This is a genomic window from Bradyrhizobium neotropicale (genome assembly GCF_001641695.1).
Lineage (GTDB): Bacteria > Pseudomonadota > Alphaproteobacteria > Rhizobiales > Xanthobacteraceae > Bradyrhizobium > Bradyrhizobium neotropicale.
In genome coordinates this window covers 73,546-89,286 of record NZ_LSEF01000046.1, presented here as the reverse complement: position 1 = coordinate 89,286, position 15,741 = coordinate 73,546, and the positions used below count along the sequence as shown (strand labels likewise).

The following is a 15,741-nucleotide window of genomic DNA, read 5'->3' as shown; positions in this document are numbered from 1 at the left end:
GCTTCCGGTCAGACTGCTTCTGCGCCGGAGATGATTTCGATGAGTTCCTTAGTGATCTGGGCCTGACGCGTGCGGTTGTAGACCAGCGTCTGCTTGCGGATCATTTCGCCTGCGTTGCGCGTGGCGTTGTCCATCGCCGACATCTGCGCGCCGTAGAACGAGGCGTTGTTCTCGAGCAGGGCGCGGAAGATCTGCACCGCGAGATTGCGCGGCAACAGGCGCGTGAGGATCTCGTCCTCCTCCGGCTCGTATTCATAAGAGGTGGTGCTCGTAGCCGCGCCCTCCTCAACCACCAGCGGAATGATCTGCTGGGCGCTCGGGATCTGCGCGATCACCGACTTGAATTGCGAGTAGAACAGCGTGCAGACGTCGAACTCGCCGGCATCGAACCGCGCCAGCACCTTCTTTGCGATATCCTCGGCGTTGACGAAACCGAGCTGGCGGACAGAGCGAAGGTCCAGGTGCTCGACGATCTGCTTCTCGAACAGGCGGCGGAGCTGCTCATAGCCCTTGCGGCCGACGCAGAAGAATTTGACTTCCTTGCCTTCGTTCATCAGCGCCAGCGCACGCTCGCGCGCCAGACGAACGATCGAGGAGTTGAAGGCGCCGGAGAGGCCGCGCTCGCCGGTGCAGACCAGCAGCAGATGAACCTGGTCCCTGCCGGTGCCGGCCAGCAGTGCCGGAGCGCCCGGCGAGCCCGCGGCCGCGCTGGCAATATTGCCGATCACCGCGCTCATCTTGTCGGCATAGGGACGAGCAGCCTCGGCGGCGGTCTGCGCGCGGCGCAGCTTCGAGGCCGCAACCATCTGCATCGCCTTGGTGATCTTTTGCGTCGCCTTGGTGGAGGCGATGCGGACCCGCATGTCTTTAAGTGACGCCATTCTTCGTTCACCCCGGCAGCCCGACTGAGGTCGAACCGCTAGCCTATCCCTAGAGCAATGCCCGGCCGGGTGCCGGGCATACCTGTTATTGTGTTGCCGCTCGCCAGCGGACATGGCCGGAGAACCGGCCATGCAGCATCAGGCGAAGGACTTCGCGAAGCCCTCGACCACCGACTTCAGCTTGGCAGCGGTGTCGTCGGAGAGATCGCGGCTGTCGCGGATGGCGTTGAGGATCTCAACGTTCTTGCCCCGCAGGAGCGACAGAAGACCGTCCTCGAACGCACGCACCTTGTTGAGCGGGAGCGGATCGAGATAGCCGTTGGTACCGGCCCAGATCACGCAGACCTGCTCTTCCATCTTCAGCGGCGCAAACTGCGGCTGCTTCAGCAGCTCGGTCAGGCGCGAGCCGCGGTTGAGCAGACGCTGGGTCGAGGCGTCGAGGTCGGAGCCGAACTGCGCGAAGGCCGCCATTTCGCGGTACTGCGCGAGCTCGCCCTTGATCTTGCCGGCGACCTTCTTGGTGGCCTTGGTCTGCGCCGAGGAGCCGACGCGCGACACCGACAGACCGACGTTCACGGCCGGACGGATGCCCTGGAAGAACAGGTCGGTCTCCAGGAAGATCTGGCCGTCGGTGATCGAGATGACGTTGGTCGGAATGTAGGCCGACACGTCGTTGGCCTGGGTTTCGATGACCGGCAGCGCGGTCAGCGAGCCCGAACCCTGATCCTTGTTGAGCTTCGCAGCGCGCTCGAGCAGGCGGGAGTGGAGATAGAACACGTCGCCCGGATAGGCTTCGCGGCCCGGCGGGCGGCGCAGCAGCAGCGACATCTGGCGGTAGGCGACGGCTTGCTTGGACAAGTCGTCATAGATGATGACCGCGTGCATGCCGTTGTCGCGGAAATACTCGCCCATGGTGCAGCCGGTGAACGGGGCGATGTACTGCATCGGCGCCGGATCCGAAGCCGTCGCGGCGACGACGATCGAGTATTCGAGCGCGCCCTGCTCCTCCAGCACCTTCACGAACTGGGCGACGGTCGAACGCTTCTGGCCGATCGCGACGTAGACGCAATACAGCTTGATGTTCTCGTCCGGCTGCGCGTTGAGCGGCTTCTGGTTCAGGATGGTGTCGAGCGCGATCGCGGTCTTGCCGGTCTGGCGGTCGCCGATGATCAGCTCGCGCTGGCCGCGGCCGATCGGGATCAGGGCGTCGATCGCCTTGAGGCCGGTCGCCATCGGCTCGCTCACCGACTTGCGCGGAATGATGCCGGGCGCCTTGACGTCGACGCGCATGCGCTTGTCGGCCTGGATCGGGCCCTTGCCGTCGATCGGGTTGCCGAGCGCGTCGACGACGCGGCCGAGCAGGCCCTTGCCGACCGGCGCGTCCACGATGGCGCGGGTGCGCTTGACGGTCTGGCCTTCCTTGATCTCGCGGTCGGCGCCGAAAATAACGATACCGACGTTGTCGGTTTCGAGGTTCAGCGCCATGCCGCGGGTGCCGTTCTCGAATTCGACCATTTCACCGGCCTGGACGTTGTCCAGACCGTAGACGCGGGCGATACCGTCGCCGACGGACAGCACCTGCCCGACTTCGGAGACTTCAGCTTCCTGGCCGAAATTTTTGATCTGGTCCTTGAGGATCGCGGAAATTTCCGCGGCGCGGATGTCCATCAGCCTGCCTCTTTCATCGCGTGCTTGATCGAATTGAGTTTGGTGCGAAGCGAACCATCAACCATGCGGCTGCCCAGCTTGACCACGAGGCCGCCGATGATAGATGGGTCGACTTTCACGTTCAGCGCGACGTCCTTGCCGGTCACCGACTTCAGGGCGACCTTGAGGGCGTCGAGATTCTTGTCCGAGAGTGCTTCCGCCACCGTGACGTCGGCCGTCGCCTCGCCCTTGAACTTGGCGACGAGAGCGCGATAGGCGCGAATGACCTCGGCCACCGCGAACAGGCGGCGGTTGGCGGTCAGCACTTTGAGGAAATTGGCGGAGATGCCGGCGATGCCGGCCTTGTCCAGCACGGCCGACAGCGCCCTGGACTGGGCGTCGGCGGCGAAGACCGGGCTGCGGACTAGGCGCTTCAGATCGGCGCTCTCATTCAGCAAGGCCTCGAACCTGTCGAGATCGGCTTTGACCTCATCGACCACCTTCTGGTCGCGGGCCAGTTCAAACAAGGCCGTTGCATAACGGCCGGACACACCTGAAACGGACGTATCTTCTGCAGCCACAGACGCGCTCTTTTAGCTGTCAAACTCGCAAGGGAAAAACCGTCGCCACGGAAGCGGCGCCTAGCGATCCAAGCCCTTGGAATTCAAGCGGGACTTCGATTTTCGACCGACACAGGAAGTGCCGGGATCGTTAAAATCGCGGCTTTGCTAGCATGGCAGGCGCGCAGGTGCAACATGACGCCAAATTAAAGGCACCGCGTTCTGTCGCCAGTTCGTCGCACGTCACGATGCCGCGATACCGACCTGCCGCGTTGCGGAATTGACAGGGGTCATGTCGCGCCAGGCGTCACTTTGGTTCCTGCCCTCAGCGCATACCGGCCATGAACACGGCTCGCTGAGCCGTGACTTCGGAACTCCGCGCTTCACTCGCCGAATACTTACCCAATTCTAAACTTGCCAAGTAATGACTTCGTTTTACAGTATTCGTAAGTATTTATTTGGCTAACAAATCGTTAAAGCCGAAGATTGCGAAACATTCCTCGAATACCGGTTCGAGTAACAAGATGTTTCAGTCGGGCGCATACCGGAACTACTGCCCAATTCACGCCGCATTGCGCAACGAAACGCCAAATCGCTCACAAACTGATGGGGGCTCCACTGGCCACATATGTGGCAATACTAGCGTAGGGACCACTAAATGCTGTCATTCAAGACGCTGGGGTATGTAACTCGGCCGAACACGGCGATCGCTTTTGTCGCCGCAACTCTTCTCGTCGGTGGAACTGCCACCGAGGCATCCGCCAAATCCAGGCATCACCACCATCACCGCCACCACGCCCAGAACGAAGGCAATTCGGACTGGCGCAATGCCAACGCGTCGATGAACCCGACGTCCGGCACCGGGCACAGCTTCTCCGGCATGGCTTCGTTCTACGGCAACGAGTCCGGCAGCCGGACCGCGTCGGGCCAGCGCTTCAACCAGAACGCAATGACCGCGGCGCACCGTTCGCTGCCGTTCGGCACCAAAGTGCGCGTGACCCATGGCGGCCGCAGCGTGGTCGTGACCATCAATGACCGTGGCCCGTTCGTTCGCGGCCGTGTCCTCGACCTCTCTACCGGCGCAGCCCGCGCCATCGGCCTCACCGGTGCCGGCGTCGGCCGCGTCACCGCGGAAGTCGTCTCCTAACGGCGCGCATCCAGCGCCTCTCATCACAAGCGCAGCACCAGGTAATGTCCGCCAGGACGTGAGCGACCTGATGCGCGCGTGAAACAAGCCCGCCGTCTTGGGGGACGGCGGGCTTTTCTTGTCGTGTTCCGTCATTCCGGGGCGCGACCAACGGGTCCGCGCGAAGCGCGGCCCGATGACAGGCTCCGTCGCGAGCCCGGAATGACGGTTGAGGATGGGGTAGCAGCTCTACAAAAAGCTCTGCGGGTCGACGTCGACCTCGAGCTTCAGATTGCCATTCGGCTTCGGGCTGACGGCGAGCCAGTTGCGCAAATAGTCCGACAGGTCGAAGCCACGCGCCGATTTCACCAGAATGCGGAAGCGGTAGCGACCCTTGATCACGGCGAGCGGGGCCTCCGCCGGTCCCAGCACCACCACGCGCTCGTCGCGCGGGGCGAGCGCAACCAGCCTGCGTCCAAAGCCTTCGGCGCTCGGGCGGTCGCCCGCGGAAATGATCAGGCTCGCGAGCCGCCCGAACGGTGGATAGAGCGTGCGCTCGCGCAGCTCGATCTCGCTGTCGTAGAAGGCCTCGCGGTCGCAGGCGATCAGCGCCTTCATCACGGGATGATCGGGCTGGTGCGTCTGCAAGTACCCGACACCGCGGCCCTGCTCGCGCCCGGCGCGGCCGATCACCTGGTTGAGCAATTGCCAGGTGCGTTCGGCCGCGCGCGGATCGCCATTGCTGAGGCCGAGATCCGCGTCGACCACGCCGACCAGATTGAGCCGCGGGAAATTGTGGCCCTTGGCGACGAGCTGCGTGCCGATGATGATATCGACGCGGCCTTCCGCGATCTCTGCAAGCTCGGACCGCATCGTCTCGATCGAGGTGATGAGATCGCTCGACAGCACCATGGTTCGCGCCTCCGGGAACAGCGCGCCCGCCTCCTCCTGCAACCGCTCGACGCCGGGCCCGACCGCGACCAGCGCTTCCTCCGCTGAGCAATTCGGACAGAGATGCGGGCGCGGCATCGAGAAGCCGCAGTGATGGCAGACCAGCCGCTGGCGGAAGCGGTGATCGACCAGCCAGGCATCGCAGATCGTGCAGGCGAAGCGGTGGCCGCAGGCGCGGCACAGTGTCAGCGGCGCGTAGCCGCGGCGATTGAGGAACAACAGCGCCTGCTCGCGCCGTTCGATCGCGGTTTTGATCTCGCCGGCGAGCCGCGGCGAGATGAAGCGGCCGCGCGCGGGCGGTTCGCGGCGCAGATCGATCGCCTCGATATGCGGCATGTGCTGGCCGCCGAAGCGCGAGGGCAGCGCGATGCGCTGATAGCGGGCCTTGCGCGCATTGACCTCTGATTCGACCGAGGGCGTCGCAGACGCCAGCACGATCGGAATCTTTGCGATATGCGCGCGCACCACCGCCATGTCGCGGGCGTGATAGTGCACGCCGTCATCCTGCTTGTAGGCCTGGTCGTGCTCTTCATCGACCACGATGAGCCCGAGATCGGCATAGGGGAGGAACAGCGCCGAGCGCGCGCCGACGACGACCGGCGCACTGCCTTCGGAGATCGCCGCCCAGTTGCGCGCGCGGGTGCGTGGCGTCAGCTCGGAATGCCATTCCAGCGGGCGCACGCCAAAGCGCTGCGCGAAACGGTCGAGGAACTGGCCGGTGAGCGCGATCTCCGGCATCAGGATCAGGCATTGCTTGCCGCGCCGGATGGCCTCCGCAACGGCCTCGAAATAGACCTCGGTCTTACCCGAGCCGGTGACGCCGTCGAGCAGGGCGACGTGGAAGGTGCCGTTGGCTGCAAGCGCGCGCATCGCATCCACTGCGGCACGCTGCAGCGGCGAGAAATCCGGCCGGCCATAGGCGGGATCGGGCGCCGGCGGCGGTGGAGGCGGCGGCAGCGGCTCGACCGTGAGCGTGCCCTCGTCGACCAGACCGTCGATCACGCCGGACGATACGCCGGCTTCCTTGGCGGCCTCCGACTTGCCATGCAGCAGCCGGTCCGACAGCACTTCGATCACGCGGCGCCGTGCCGGCGTCAGCCGCTTGGGGGGATCGCCGACCAGGCGCACGCCGGCACGCACCCGCTCGGGGCCGAGGTTTTCGCCCATGCGCAGGCACATCCGCAGCACCATGCCGCGCGGGCTCAGCGTGTAGTTGGCGACCCAGTCGACCACCGAGCGCAGCTCGCCCTTCAGCGGCGGGAGATCGAGCTTCTCGCTGACATCCTTCAGGCGGTTGTGCAGGCGCGGATCGGGATTGGCATTTTCCGCCCAGACCACCGCCAGCACCTCGCGCGGGCCGAGCGGCACGCCGACGAGATCGCCCGCCTTCAGCTCCATGCCGCGCGGCACCTTGTAGGAATAGGTCTGGTCGAGCGCGACCGGCACCAGCACGTCGACCATGCGGGTCGCGCTGGCGGAGACGGTGCTGTTGCGCGGCGAATGATCCATGAACGAGCTTGATGAACGGGCTTGATGAACGGGCTTAGGCGGAGATCTTGGGCGAAAGAATCGGAACTCTGGGCCGTCAGGCTAGCGCCGCCGGGCGGCCTTAGCGAACGATAAACGGGTGTGATGCGATATACTGTGCGGAATCATCGCGTCCAGAGCCAAATCCAGGCCTTATGAGCAAAGCCGCCGCCCCGAGAATCGAGCTTGCCAGCGCCGATGCGTCGATCGCGCAGGAGATGGCGCGCTGGCTGTCGCATCTCGGCGCCGAGCGGCGGCTGTCGCCGAAGACGCTGGAGGCCTATGCACGCGACTTGCGGCAGTGCCTGGATTTCCTCTGCAGCCATTGGGGCGAGCGCGTCACGCTTGATCGCTTCGCCGCGCTCGAAGCAACTGACGTCCGCGCCTTCATGGCGATGCGCCGCGCCGACGACGTATCCGGCCGCAGCTTGATGCGGGCGCTGGCGGGCCTGCGCTCCTTCGGCCGCTTCCTCGAGCGCGAAGGCAAGGGCAAGGTCGGGGCGCTGTCGGCGATCCGTGCGCCGAAGGTGGCCAAGAGCCTGCCAAAGCCGCTGCCGATGGCGTCCGCAAAGCGCCTCACCGACGCCGACGAGCGCGCCGGCGAGGAGCGCGAGACCTGGATTTTGGTGCGCGACGCAGCGGTGATGGCGCTGCTCTACGGCTCGGGCCTGCGCATCTCCGAAGCGCTCGGCCTGAAACGCCGCGAGGTGCCGCGGCCGGCTGAAGGCGACGTGCTGGTCGTCACCGGCAAGGGCAACAAGACCCGCATGGTGCCGGTGCTGCAGAACGTGCTGGCGCTGATCGACGAATATGTCGCGATGTGCCCGCATTCCCTGCCGCCGGAGGGCCCGATCTTCGTCGGCGCGCGCGGCGGTCCCTTGAGTCCGCGCATCATCCAGCTCGCGATGGAGCGGCTGCGCGGCGCGCTCGGTCTGCCGGACAGCGCGACGCCGCACGCGCTCCGGCATTCCTTCGCCACGCATCTTCTGTCACGCGGCGGCGATTTGCGCGCGATCCAGGAATTGCTCGGCCATTCCTCGCTCTCGACCACGCAGGTCTATACCGGCATCGATTCCGAGCGCCTGCTCGAGGTCTATGCCAGCGCGCATCCGCGGCGATGAAAGCTGACACGAGGCTGTCATAACGCGCATGCCCCTTGCGCAGTTCTCGCGGTTCGGTCAAATCGTAGCGACCGACAGCAGGAGAGAAATATGAGCGCACATGAAAGCATGGAGCATGCCGAGCACGCGGAGCATGCGTCCGGCGAGAACCGCAAGATCGCGCTTCTGATCGCGGTGCTGGCCCTGTTCCTTGCTATCTCGGAAACGCTCGGCAAGGGGGCGCAGACCGAAGCCATCAGCAAGAACGTGGAGTCGGCCAACCTCTGGGCCTTCTTCCAGGCCAAGAGCATCCGCCGGACCGTGGTGCAGACCGCGGCCGAGCAGGGCAAGCTCACGCTGGGGTCTTCGGCCGATGACGCCACCAAGGCGGCGGTGCAGAAGCAGATCGATGATTGGCAGAAGACCGCGGCGCGCTACCGCTCCGAGCCCGAGACCGGCGAAGGCACCGAGCAACTCGCCGAGAAGGCCAAGCACGCCGAGCACGAGCGCGACGAAGCGTCTGCGAAATATCACCACTTCGAGCTTGCGTCCGCAGCCTTCCAGATCGGCATCGTGCTGGCGTCGGCCACCATCATCACCGGCATGTTCGCACTCGCCTATGTCGGCGGCATCCTCACCCTCGCCGGCCTCGTCATGACCGCACTCGGCCTGTGGTGGCCGCATCTGTTGCATTTGCACGGGTAGGTGCGGTCGCTCCCAACTCCACCGTCGTCCCGGCGCTCAGCGCGCTTCGTGCACGCTCTTGCGGAAACGCTGGATCAGGCGGAGCGTGCGCGAGGACCAGCCTTCGCCGTTGCCGGTGATGAGCTCCTTGATGCGCCGCTTGATCGGGTCGACGAGCTCGGAAGCCTTGGCGCGCAGCTTCAGGACGAGCTCATAGAGCCGCTCGAACCATTGCATCTCGAGAAGCTTGTCGCGCGTCACGTCGAAGACGAAGGCGGTGACGCCGACGCCGAGCATCTTCGCGAACAGGATCGTGAAAGCCGCGCTGAACCAATATTCGTGCGTGAGCAGCCACAGCCCGACAAGCTTGAGCGGAAACAGCGGGACGACCGGCACAGCAAACACAATCAGCGTCATGGCCGGCGACAGCGCATCGACGCGCTCCGTCAGCCATTGCTTGAATCGCGCAAGCGGGATCGCTGCGACAACCCGCGCGACGATCGGCTCAAGGTGGTCCCACAGCCAGGCTTCGATCAGGAAGATGATCGCCAGCAGGACCCAGACCGGTTGAAGTAGGCGGCGCAGCATGTGTTGTCCCGCCCGATTCGGCTCGGGGCGTCGCCTACATATGGATGGCCCGCTTGCCGACTGCAAGCGCGGCCTCCTTGATGGCTTCCGAGCGAGTCGGATGCGCGTGGCAGGTGCGGGCGAGGTCTTCCGCGCTGCCGCCGAACTCCATGAGAACGGCCGCTTCATGGATCATTTCGCCGGCTTCGCGGCCGATAATGTGCACACCAAGCACACGATCGGTCTTCGCATCTGCGAGAATCTTCACGAAGCCGTCGGTGGTCTGGTTGACCTTGGAGCGGCCGTTGGCGGTAAAGGGAAACTTTCCGACGGTGTAAGCCACGCCCGCCTGCTTCAATTCCTCTTCGGTCTTGCCGACGGCCGACACTTCCGGCGTGGTATACACGACGCCTGGGATAACGTCGTAATTCACGTGGCCGGCCTGGCCCGCGATGATCTCTGCAACCGCAACGCCTTCATCCTCGGCCTTGTGCGCGAGCATCGGGCCTGCGACGACGTCGCCGATGGCATAGACGCCCCTGAGGCTGGTGGCGAAGTGCGGATCGATCTGCACGCGGCCGCGATTGTCGAGCGCGACGCCGGCTTCCTTCAGGCCGAGCCCATCGGTGTAGGGCGTGCGGCCGATGCAGACGAGAACGACATCGGCCTCGATGGTCTCGGCCGCGCCACCCGCAGCCGGTTCGATCTTCGCCAGCAGCGCCTTGCTGTTTACCTCGACGCCGGTGACCTTCGAGCCGAGCTTGAATGCAAATCCCTGCTTTTCCAGGAGGCGCTGGAATTGCTTCGCGATCTCGCCGTCCATGCCGGGCAGGATGCGATCGAGGAATTCCACGACCATGACTTCGGACCCGAGCCTGCGCCACACCGAGCCGAGCTCGAGCCCGATCACGCCGGCGCCGATGACGAGCAGCCTGCCTGGCACCTTCTCCAGCGACAGCGCGCCGGTCGACGACACGATGCGCTTCTCGTCGATCTCGATGCCCTTCAGCCGGGCGATGTCCGAGCCGGTGGCAATCACGATGTTCTTCGTCTCAACCACCTGCGACTTGCCGTCGGCGGATACTTCGACCTTGCCGGTGCCGAGGATCTTGCCGGTGCCCTTCAAGACATCGATCTTGTTCTTCTTCATCAGGAACTCGACGCCCTTGACGTTGCCGTCGATGCCCTGCTGCTTGAAGTTCATCATCGACGGCAGATCGAGCTTCGGCGCCGAGACCGACACGCCCATCTTGGCGAAGGAATGCCCGGCCTCCTCGAACATTTCGGAAGCGTGCAGCAGCGCCTTGGAGGGCATGCAGCCGACGTTGAGGCAGGTGCCGCCGAGGGTTGGGTTCTTTTCCACCACGGCGACTTTCATGCCGAGCTGGCTTGCGCGCACCGCGCAGACATAACCGCCCGGTCCGGTGCCGATGACGACGAGATCGTAGGTAGCCATGAGAGGAAGTCCCGTAGGTTAAGCGTGAGGAGACGTGTCAGCGTCCGCCGGACACGTCGAGAATTGCGCTAGTGACGTAGGAGGCATCGTCCGACATCAGCCAGACGATGGCGTTGGCGATTTCCTCGGCGGTGCCGACGCGCTTCATCGGCACCAGATGGGCCAGACGATGGGCGCGATCGGGCTCGCCGCCGGAGGCGTGGATGTCGGTGTCGATCAGGCCGGGGCGGACGCCCGCGACGCGGATGCCTTCGCCCGCGACCTCATAGCCGAGGCCGATGGTGAAGGAATCGATCGCACCCTTGGAGGCGGCATAGTCGACATAGGTGTTGGGCGCGCCGAGCTTGGCGGCGACCGACGACAGATTGACGATGACGCCGCCCTTGCCGCCATGCTTGGTCGACATCCGCTTCACCGCCTCGCGCGCGCAGAGGATGGAGCCGGTGACGTTGACGGCCATCACACGCTGGATGCGCTCGGCCGACATCTCGTCGACGCGCACGCCGCTCTTGCCGACGATGCCGCCATTGTTGACGAGCGCACCCAACGTGCCGAACTTGTCCGCCGCCTTGAACAGTTCGAGGATATCGCTTTCCTCGGCGACATCGCATTTCACCGCGATGGCCTTGCCGTTGCGGGCCTCGATCTCGGCGACCACCTCGTCGGCAGCCTGCTTGTTGCTGGCATAGCCGATGACGACGCGAAAGCCGCGCGCGGCCGCGGCGATCGCGGTCGCCCGCCCGATGCCGCGGCTGCCGCCGGTGATGATCGCAACCTTATCCGTCACGTTCGCCTCCATGTACATACGCCGTCGCCTGTGCAGGCGACGGCGCTTTCAAGACATCAGCGATCAGAGGTCCAGCACCAGGCGCGCCGGATCTTCCAGGCTCTCCTTGACGCGGACCAGGAAGGTGACGGCTTCCTTGCCGTCGATCACGCGGTGATCGTAGGACAGCGCCAGATACATCATCGGGCGGACCTCGATCTTGCCGCCGACGACCATCGGCCGCTCCTGGATCTTGTGCATGCCGAGGATGCCGGACTGCGGCGCGTTCAGGATCGGCGTCGACATCAGCGAGCCGTAGATGCCGCCATTGGTGATGGTGAAGGTGCCGCCCTGCATCTCGTCGATCTTGAGCTGGCCGTCACGCGCGCGACGACCGAAATCGGCGATGCCCTTCTCGATGTCGGAGATCGACTTGTGGTCGCAGTCGCGCACGACGGGCACGACGAGACCCTTGTCGGTGCCGACGGCGACGCCGATGTGGTAGTAGTTCTTGTAGATCAGGTCGGTGCCGTCGATCTCGGCGTTGACAGCCGGAATGTCCTTCAGCGCCTGCACGACGGCCTTGGTGAAGAAGCCCATGAAGCCGAGCTTGGCGCCGTGCTTCTTCTCGAACGCATCCTTGTAGTGGGCACGCAGCGCCATGACGTTGGTCATGTCGACCTCGTTGAAGGTCGTGAGCATCGCGGCGGTGTTCTGCACGTCCTTCAGACGGCGCGCGATGGTCTGGCGCAGGCGGGTCATCTTGACGCGTTCTTCGCGCGCGGCGTCATCGGCCGGCGACGGTGCGCGCACCTGAACGGCGGCAGCCGGCTGGTTGACCGGGGTCGGCGCGGAAGCCGCACGCTCGATCGCAGCGAGCATGTCCCCCTTGGTGACGCGGCCGTCCTTGCCCGAGCCCGGAACGGTCGAGGCATCGATGCCGGTCTCTGCGGAGAGCTTGCGCACTGACGGGGCGAGCGGGGCATCGGCCGGCGGCGCCTTGGGCGCGGCCGGGGCAGCAGGAGCCGCTGCGGCGGCAGCCGGGGCAGCCGCGGGCTTGGCGGGCGCGGCGGCCGACTTCGCGGCGCCAGCACCGTCGGTGATCTGTCCGAGCAGCGCGCCGACGGCAACCGTTGCACCATCAGCGGCGATGATCTCGCTCAGCGTGCCGGCGGAGGGCGCGGGGACTTCGATGGTGACCTTGTCGGTCTCGAGCTCCACCAAGGGCTCGTCGACGGCGACGGGATCGCCGGCCTTCTTGAACCAGCGGCCGATGGTGGCCTCGGTGACGGATTCGCCGAGCGTCGGCACACGAATTTCAGTCATGGTCTTTTCCTTAAGGAGATCGCCAATGCGGTCGAGAATTTTCAGGCGTCATCGGCCGGCGAAAAGCAGGCCATCCAGCGAGCCGGGACGTTCGCAGTCACGACGTACTGGATGCCCCGCTTGCGCGGGGCATGACTCGGTTCAAAAAGTTCAGCTCAATGCTTCGTCCAGGAACGCCTTCAGCTGCGCCTGGTGCTTCGACATCAGGCCAGTGGCGGTCGCGGCGGAAGCGGCACGCCCGACATAGCGCGGACGCCGGCTCACGCCGTTCACCTGGTTCAGCACCCATTCCAGATAAGGCTCGATGAAGTGCCATGCACCCATGTTGCGCGGCTCTTCCTGGCACCAGATCACTTCCGCCTTCTTGAAGCGCGACAGCTCGATGACCAGCGCCTTCAGCGGCACCGGGTAGAGCTGCTCGACGCGCATCAGATAGATGTCGTCGATGCCACGCTTCTCGCGCTCCTCGTAAAGGTCGTAATAGACCTTGCCGGAGCAGAGCACGATGCGGCGGATTTTCTCGTCCGGAACGAGCTTGATCGGCTCGTCCGGCAGCATCTGGGCGTCATCATAGAGGATGCGGTGGAACGTCGTTCCCTTGGCGAGCTCCTCGAGCCGCGACACCGCACGCTTGTGGCGCAGCAGCGACTTCGGCGTCATCAGGATCAGCGGCTTGCGGATCTCGCGGTGGAGCTGGCGCCGCAGCACGTGGAAGTAGTTCGCCGGCGTTGTCGGATAGACCACCTGCATGTTGTCTTCGGCGCACATCTGCAAATAACGCTCGAGACGCGCCGAGGAGTGCTCCGGTCCCTGGCCCTCATAGCCGTGCGGCAGGAGGCAGACGAGGCCGGACATGCGCAGCCATTTGCGCTCGCCCGAGGAGATGAACTGGTCGAACACGACCTGCGCGCCGTTGGCGAAGTCGCCGAACTGCGCTTCCCAGAGGGTCAGCGTGTTCGGCTCGGCGAGCGAATAGCCGTACTCGAAGCCGAGCACCGCCTCTTCGGACAACAGCGAGTTGATGACCTCGTAATGGCCCTGCTCGGTGCCGAGATGGTTGAACGGCGTGTAGCGGCTCTCGTCCTCCTGGTCGATCAGGACCGAATGGCGCTGCGAGAAGGTGCCGCGCTCGGAGTCCTGTCCGGAGAGACGCACATGGTGGTTTTCGAGCAGCAGCGAGCAGAACGCCAGGGCCTCGCCGGTCGCCCAGTCGATGCCGTTGCCGCCGTCGATCGCCTTCGAGCGGTTGTCGAGGAAGCGCTGGATGGTGCGGTGAACGCGAAAACCGTCCGGCACCTTGGTGATCTTGCGGCCGATGTCCTTCAGCACGGCGGTATCGACGCCGGTGACGCCGCGCCGCGCATCCTCTTCCTGGTCGGCGATCTTGAAGCCGGACCACTTGCCGTCGAGCCAGTCGGCCTTGTTCGGCTTGTAGGAGGTGCCGGCCTCGAACTCGGCGTCCAGCCGCGCGCGCCAGTCGGCCTTGAGCTTGTCGACCTCACCCTCCGTCACCACGCCTTCGGCGATCAGGCGCTTGGAGTAGAGCGTGAGCGTCGAGGGATGGGCCGCGATCCGCTTGTACATCACCGGCTGCGTGAAGGCCGGCTCGTCGCCCTCATTGTGGCCGTAGCGGCGATAGCACCACATGTCGATGACGACAGGCTTATGGAATTTCTGCCGGAACTCGGTCGCGACCTTGGCCGCGAACACCACGGCTTCGGGATCGTCGCCGTTCACGTGGAAGATCGGCGCGTCGATCATCTTCGCCACATCCGACGGATAGGGCGAGGAGCGCGAGTAACGCGGATAGGTGGTGAAGCCGATCTGGTTGTTGACGATGAAGTGCACGGAGCCGCCGGTGCGGTAGCCCTTCAGGTCCGACAGGCCGAAGCATTCCGCGACCACGCCCTGGCCGGCGAATGCGGCGTCGCCATGCATCAACAGCGGCATCACCGAGATGCGCATGTCCGGCGGATCGCCGTGCTGGTCCTGCTTGGCGCGGACCTTGCCGAGCACGACGGGGTCGACGATCTCGAGATGCGAGGGGTTCGCGGTCAGCGACAGATGGATGCGGTTGCCGTCGAACTCGCGGTCCGAGGACGCGCCGAGATGGTACTTGACGTCGCCGGAGCCTTCGACCGCGTCGGGATTGGCCGAGCCGCCCTTGAACTCGTGGAACAGCGCGCGGTGCGCCTTGGCCATCACCTGGGTCAGCACGTTGAGACGGCCGCGATGCGGCATGCCCAGCACGATCTCCTTCACGCCGAGATTGCCGCCGCGCTTGATGATCTGCTCGAGCGCGGGGATCAGCGACTCGCCGCCGTCGAGGCCGAAGCGCTTGGTGCCGGTGAACTTGGTGTCGCAGAACTTCTCGAAGCCTTCGGCTTCGACCAACTTCGTCAGGATGGCGCGGCGCCCTTCGGGAGTGAACGAAATCTCCTTGTCCGGTCCCTCGATGCGCTCCTGGATCCAGGCCTTTTGCGCGGCATTGCTGATATGCATGAACTCGACGCCGAGCGTCTGGCAGTAGGTGCGCTCGCAGATCGCGGTGATCTCGCGCAGCGTGCCGTATTCGAGGCCGAGCACGTGATCGAGGAAGATCTTGCGGTCGAAATCGGCTTCGCTGAAGCCGTAGGTGCGCGGGTCGAGCTCCTCGCGATTCTTCGGCGCCTCGATGCCGAGCGGATCGAGCTTGGCGTGGAAGTGGCCGCGCATGCGGTAGGAGCGGATCAGCATCAGGGCGCGAACGGAGTCGCGCGTCGCCTGAAGCACGTCGGCGGAGGTGAGGTCGGCGCCCTTGGCTTGAGCCTTGGCGGCAATCTTGCCGCCGATCGCCTTCTCGACTTCCGCCCAGTTGCCGTCGAGCGCCGAGGTCAGGTCGTCCTGCGGCGTCAGCGGCCAGTTGGCGCGCTCCCAGGACGGACCCTCGGCGTTCCTGCGGACGTCGTCGGGCTGGTCCTTCAGGCTCTTGAAGAACTCCTGCCACTCGGCGTCGACCGAGGACGGATCCTTCTCATAACGAGCGTAGATTTCGTCGATGTAGGTGGCGTTGGTGCCCTGCAAAAAAGAAGAGAGGGCAAAGGCTGCGTTCGCGTCCTGGCGAGACATACTTGAGTTCCTGGCGATTTCGGTTCGCGCATAACAAACGGC

Annotated in this window: 12 protein-coding genes; 3 read left to right on the top strand and 9 right to left on the bottom strand. The window is 64.9% G+C overall.

The window, feature by feature from the left end; genetic code table 11:
• Nucleotides 1-8 precede the first annotated feature (8 nt).
• The 3 genes from AXW67_RS14665 to AXW67_RS14655 form a co-directional block, all read right to left on the bottom strand.
• A complete protein-coding gene (locus AXW67_RS14665; RefSeq protein ID WP_063678446.1) occupies nt 9-881 on the bottom strand; it encodes a F0F1 ATP synthase subunit gamma in 873 nt (290 codons plus the stop codon).
• A gap of 138 nt (nt 882-1,019) precedes the next feature.
• Nucleotides 1,020-2,549, bottom strand: a complete 1,530-nt coding sequence (atpA, locus tag AXW67_RS14660) for a F0F1 ATP synthase subunit alpha (protein ID WP_063678445.1) — start codon at nt 2,547-2,549, stop codon at nt 1,020-1,022.
• Nucleotides 2,549-3,109: a F0F1 ATP synthase subunit delta gene (locus AXW67_RS14655; protein WP_063678444.1), complete on the bottom strand. Its 561-nt coding sequence runs from the start codon at nt 3,107-3,109 to the stop codon at nt 2,549-2,551. Before AXW67_RS14655 ends, atpA begins: the two co-directional genes overlap by 1 nt.
• A gap of 637 nt (nt 3,110-3,746) precedes the next feature.
• Here AXW67_RS14655 and AXW67_RS14650 point away from each other — a divergent pair.
• Nucleotides 3,747-4,235: a septal ring lytic transglycosylase RlpA family protein gene (locus tag AXW67_RS14650; protein WP_063678443.1), complete on the top strand. Its 489-nt coding sequence runs from the start codon at nt 3,747-3,749 to the stop codon at nt 4,233-4,235.
• Nucleotides 4,236-4,463: 228 nt separating this feature from the next.
• On the opposite strand, the gene AXW67_RS14645 is transcribed toward AXW67_RS14650, so the two are convergent.
• Entirely contained in the window at nt 4,464-6,674 is a 2,211-nt protein-coding gene (locus AXW67_RS14645; protein WP_063678442.1) for a primosomal protein N', read from the bottom strand.
• Between the two features lie 173 nt (nt 6,675-6,847).
• Between AXW67_RS14645 and AXW67_RS14640 the strand changes: the two genes are divergently transcribed.
• Nucleotides 6,848-7,813, top strand: coding sequence for a tyrosine recombinase XerC (locus tag AXW67_RS14640; protein WP_063678441.1), 966 nt, complete (start codon nt 6,848-6,850; stop codon nt 7,811-7,813).
• Between the two features lie 90 nt (nt 7,814-7,903).
• On the top strand, nt 7,904-8,497 hold the full coding sequence (locus AXW67_RS14635; protein WP_063678440.1) for a DUF4337 domain-containing protein: 594 nt from the start codon (nt 7,904-7,906) through the stop codon (nt 8,495-8,497).
• Between the two features lie 36 nt (nt 8,498-8,533).
• On the opposite strand, the gene AXW67_RS14630 is transcribed toward AXW67_RS14635, so the two are convergent.
• The 5 genes from AXW67_RS14630 to AXW67_RS14610 all read right to left on the bottom strand — a co-directional run bounded on the left by AXW67_RS14630 (nt 8,534) and on the right by AXW67_RS14610 (nt 15,699).
• Nucleotides 8,534-9,064 carry a hypothetical protein gene (locus tag AXW67_RS14630; protein WP_063678439.1) on the bottom strand — a complete coding sequence of 177 codons (531 nt, stop codon included), beginning with the start codon at nt 9,062-9,064 and terminating at the stop codon, nt 8,534-8,536.
• Between the two features lie 34 nt (nt 9,065-9,098).
• Entirely contained in the window at nt 9,099-10,499 is a 1,401-nt protein-coding gene (gene lpdA / locus AXW67_RS14625) for a dihydrolipoyl dehydrogenase (protein ID WP_063678438.1), read from the bottom strand.
• A 37-nt stretch (nt 10,500-10,536) separates the two neighbouring features.
• The gene (locus AXW67_RS14620; protein WP_145927626.1) at nt 10,537-11,298 is read right to left on the bottom strand and encodes an SDR family oxidoreductase; all 762 of its coding nucleotides are present in this window, start codon (nt 11,296-11,298) and stop codon (nt 10,537-10,539) included.
• A 51-nt stretch (nt 11,299-11,349) separates the two neighbouring features.
• Nucleotides 11,350-12,591, bottom strand: coding sequence for a 2-oxoglutarate dehydrogenase complex dihydrolipoyllysine-residue succinyltransferase (gene odhB, locus AXW67_RS14615; protein ID WP_063678437.1), 1,242 nt, complete (start codon nt 12,589-12,591; stop codon nt 11,350-11,352).
• A gap of 150 nt (nt 12,592-12,741) precedes the next feature.
• The gene (locus AXW67_RS14610; protein ID WP_063678436.1) at nt 12,742-15,699 is read right to left on the bottom strand and encodes a 2-oxoglutarate dehydrogenase E1 component; all 2,958 of its coding nucleotides are present in this window, start codon (nt 15,697-15,699) and stop codon (nt 12,742-12,744) included.
• Nucleotides 15,700-15,741: the final 42 nt, after the last annotated feature.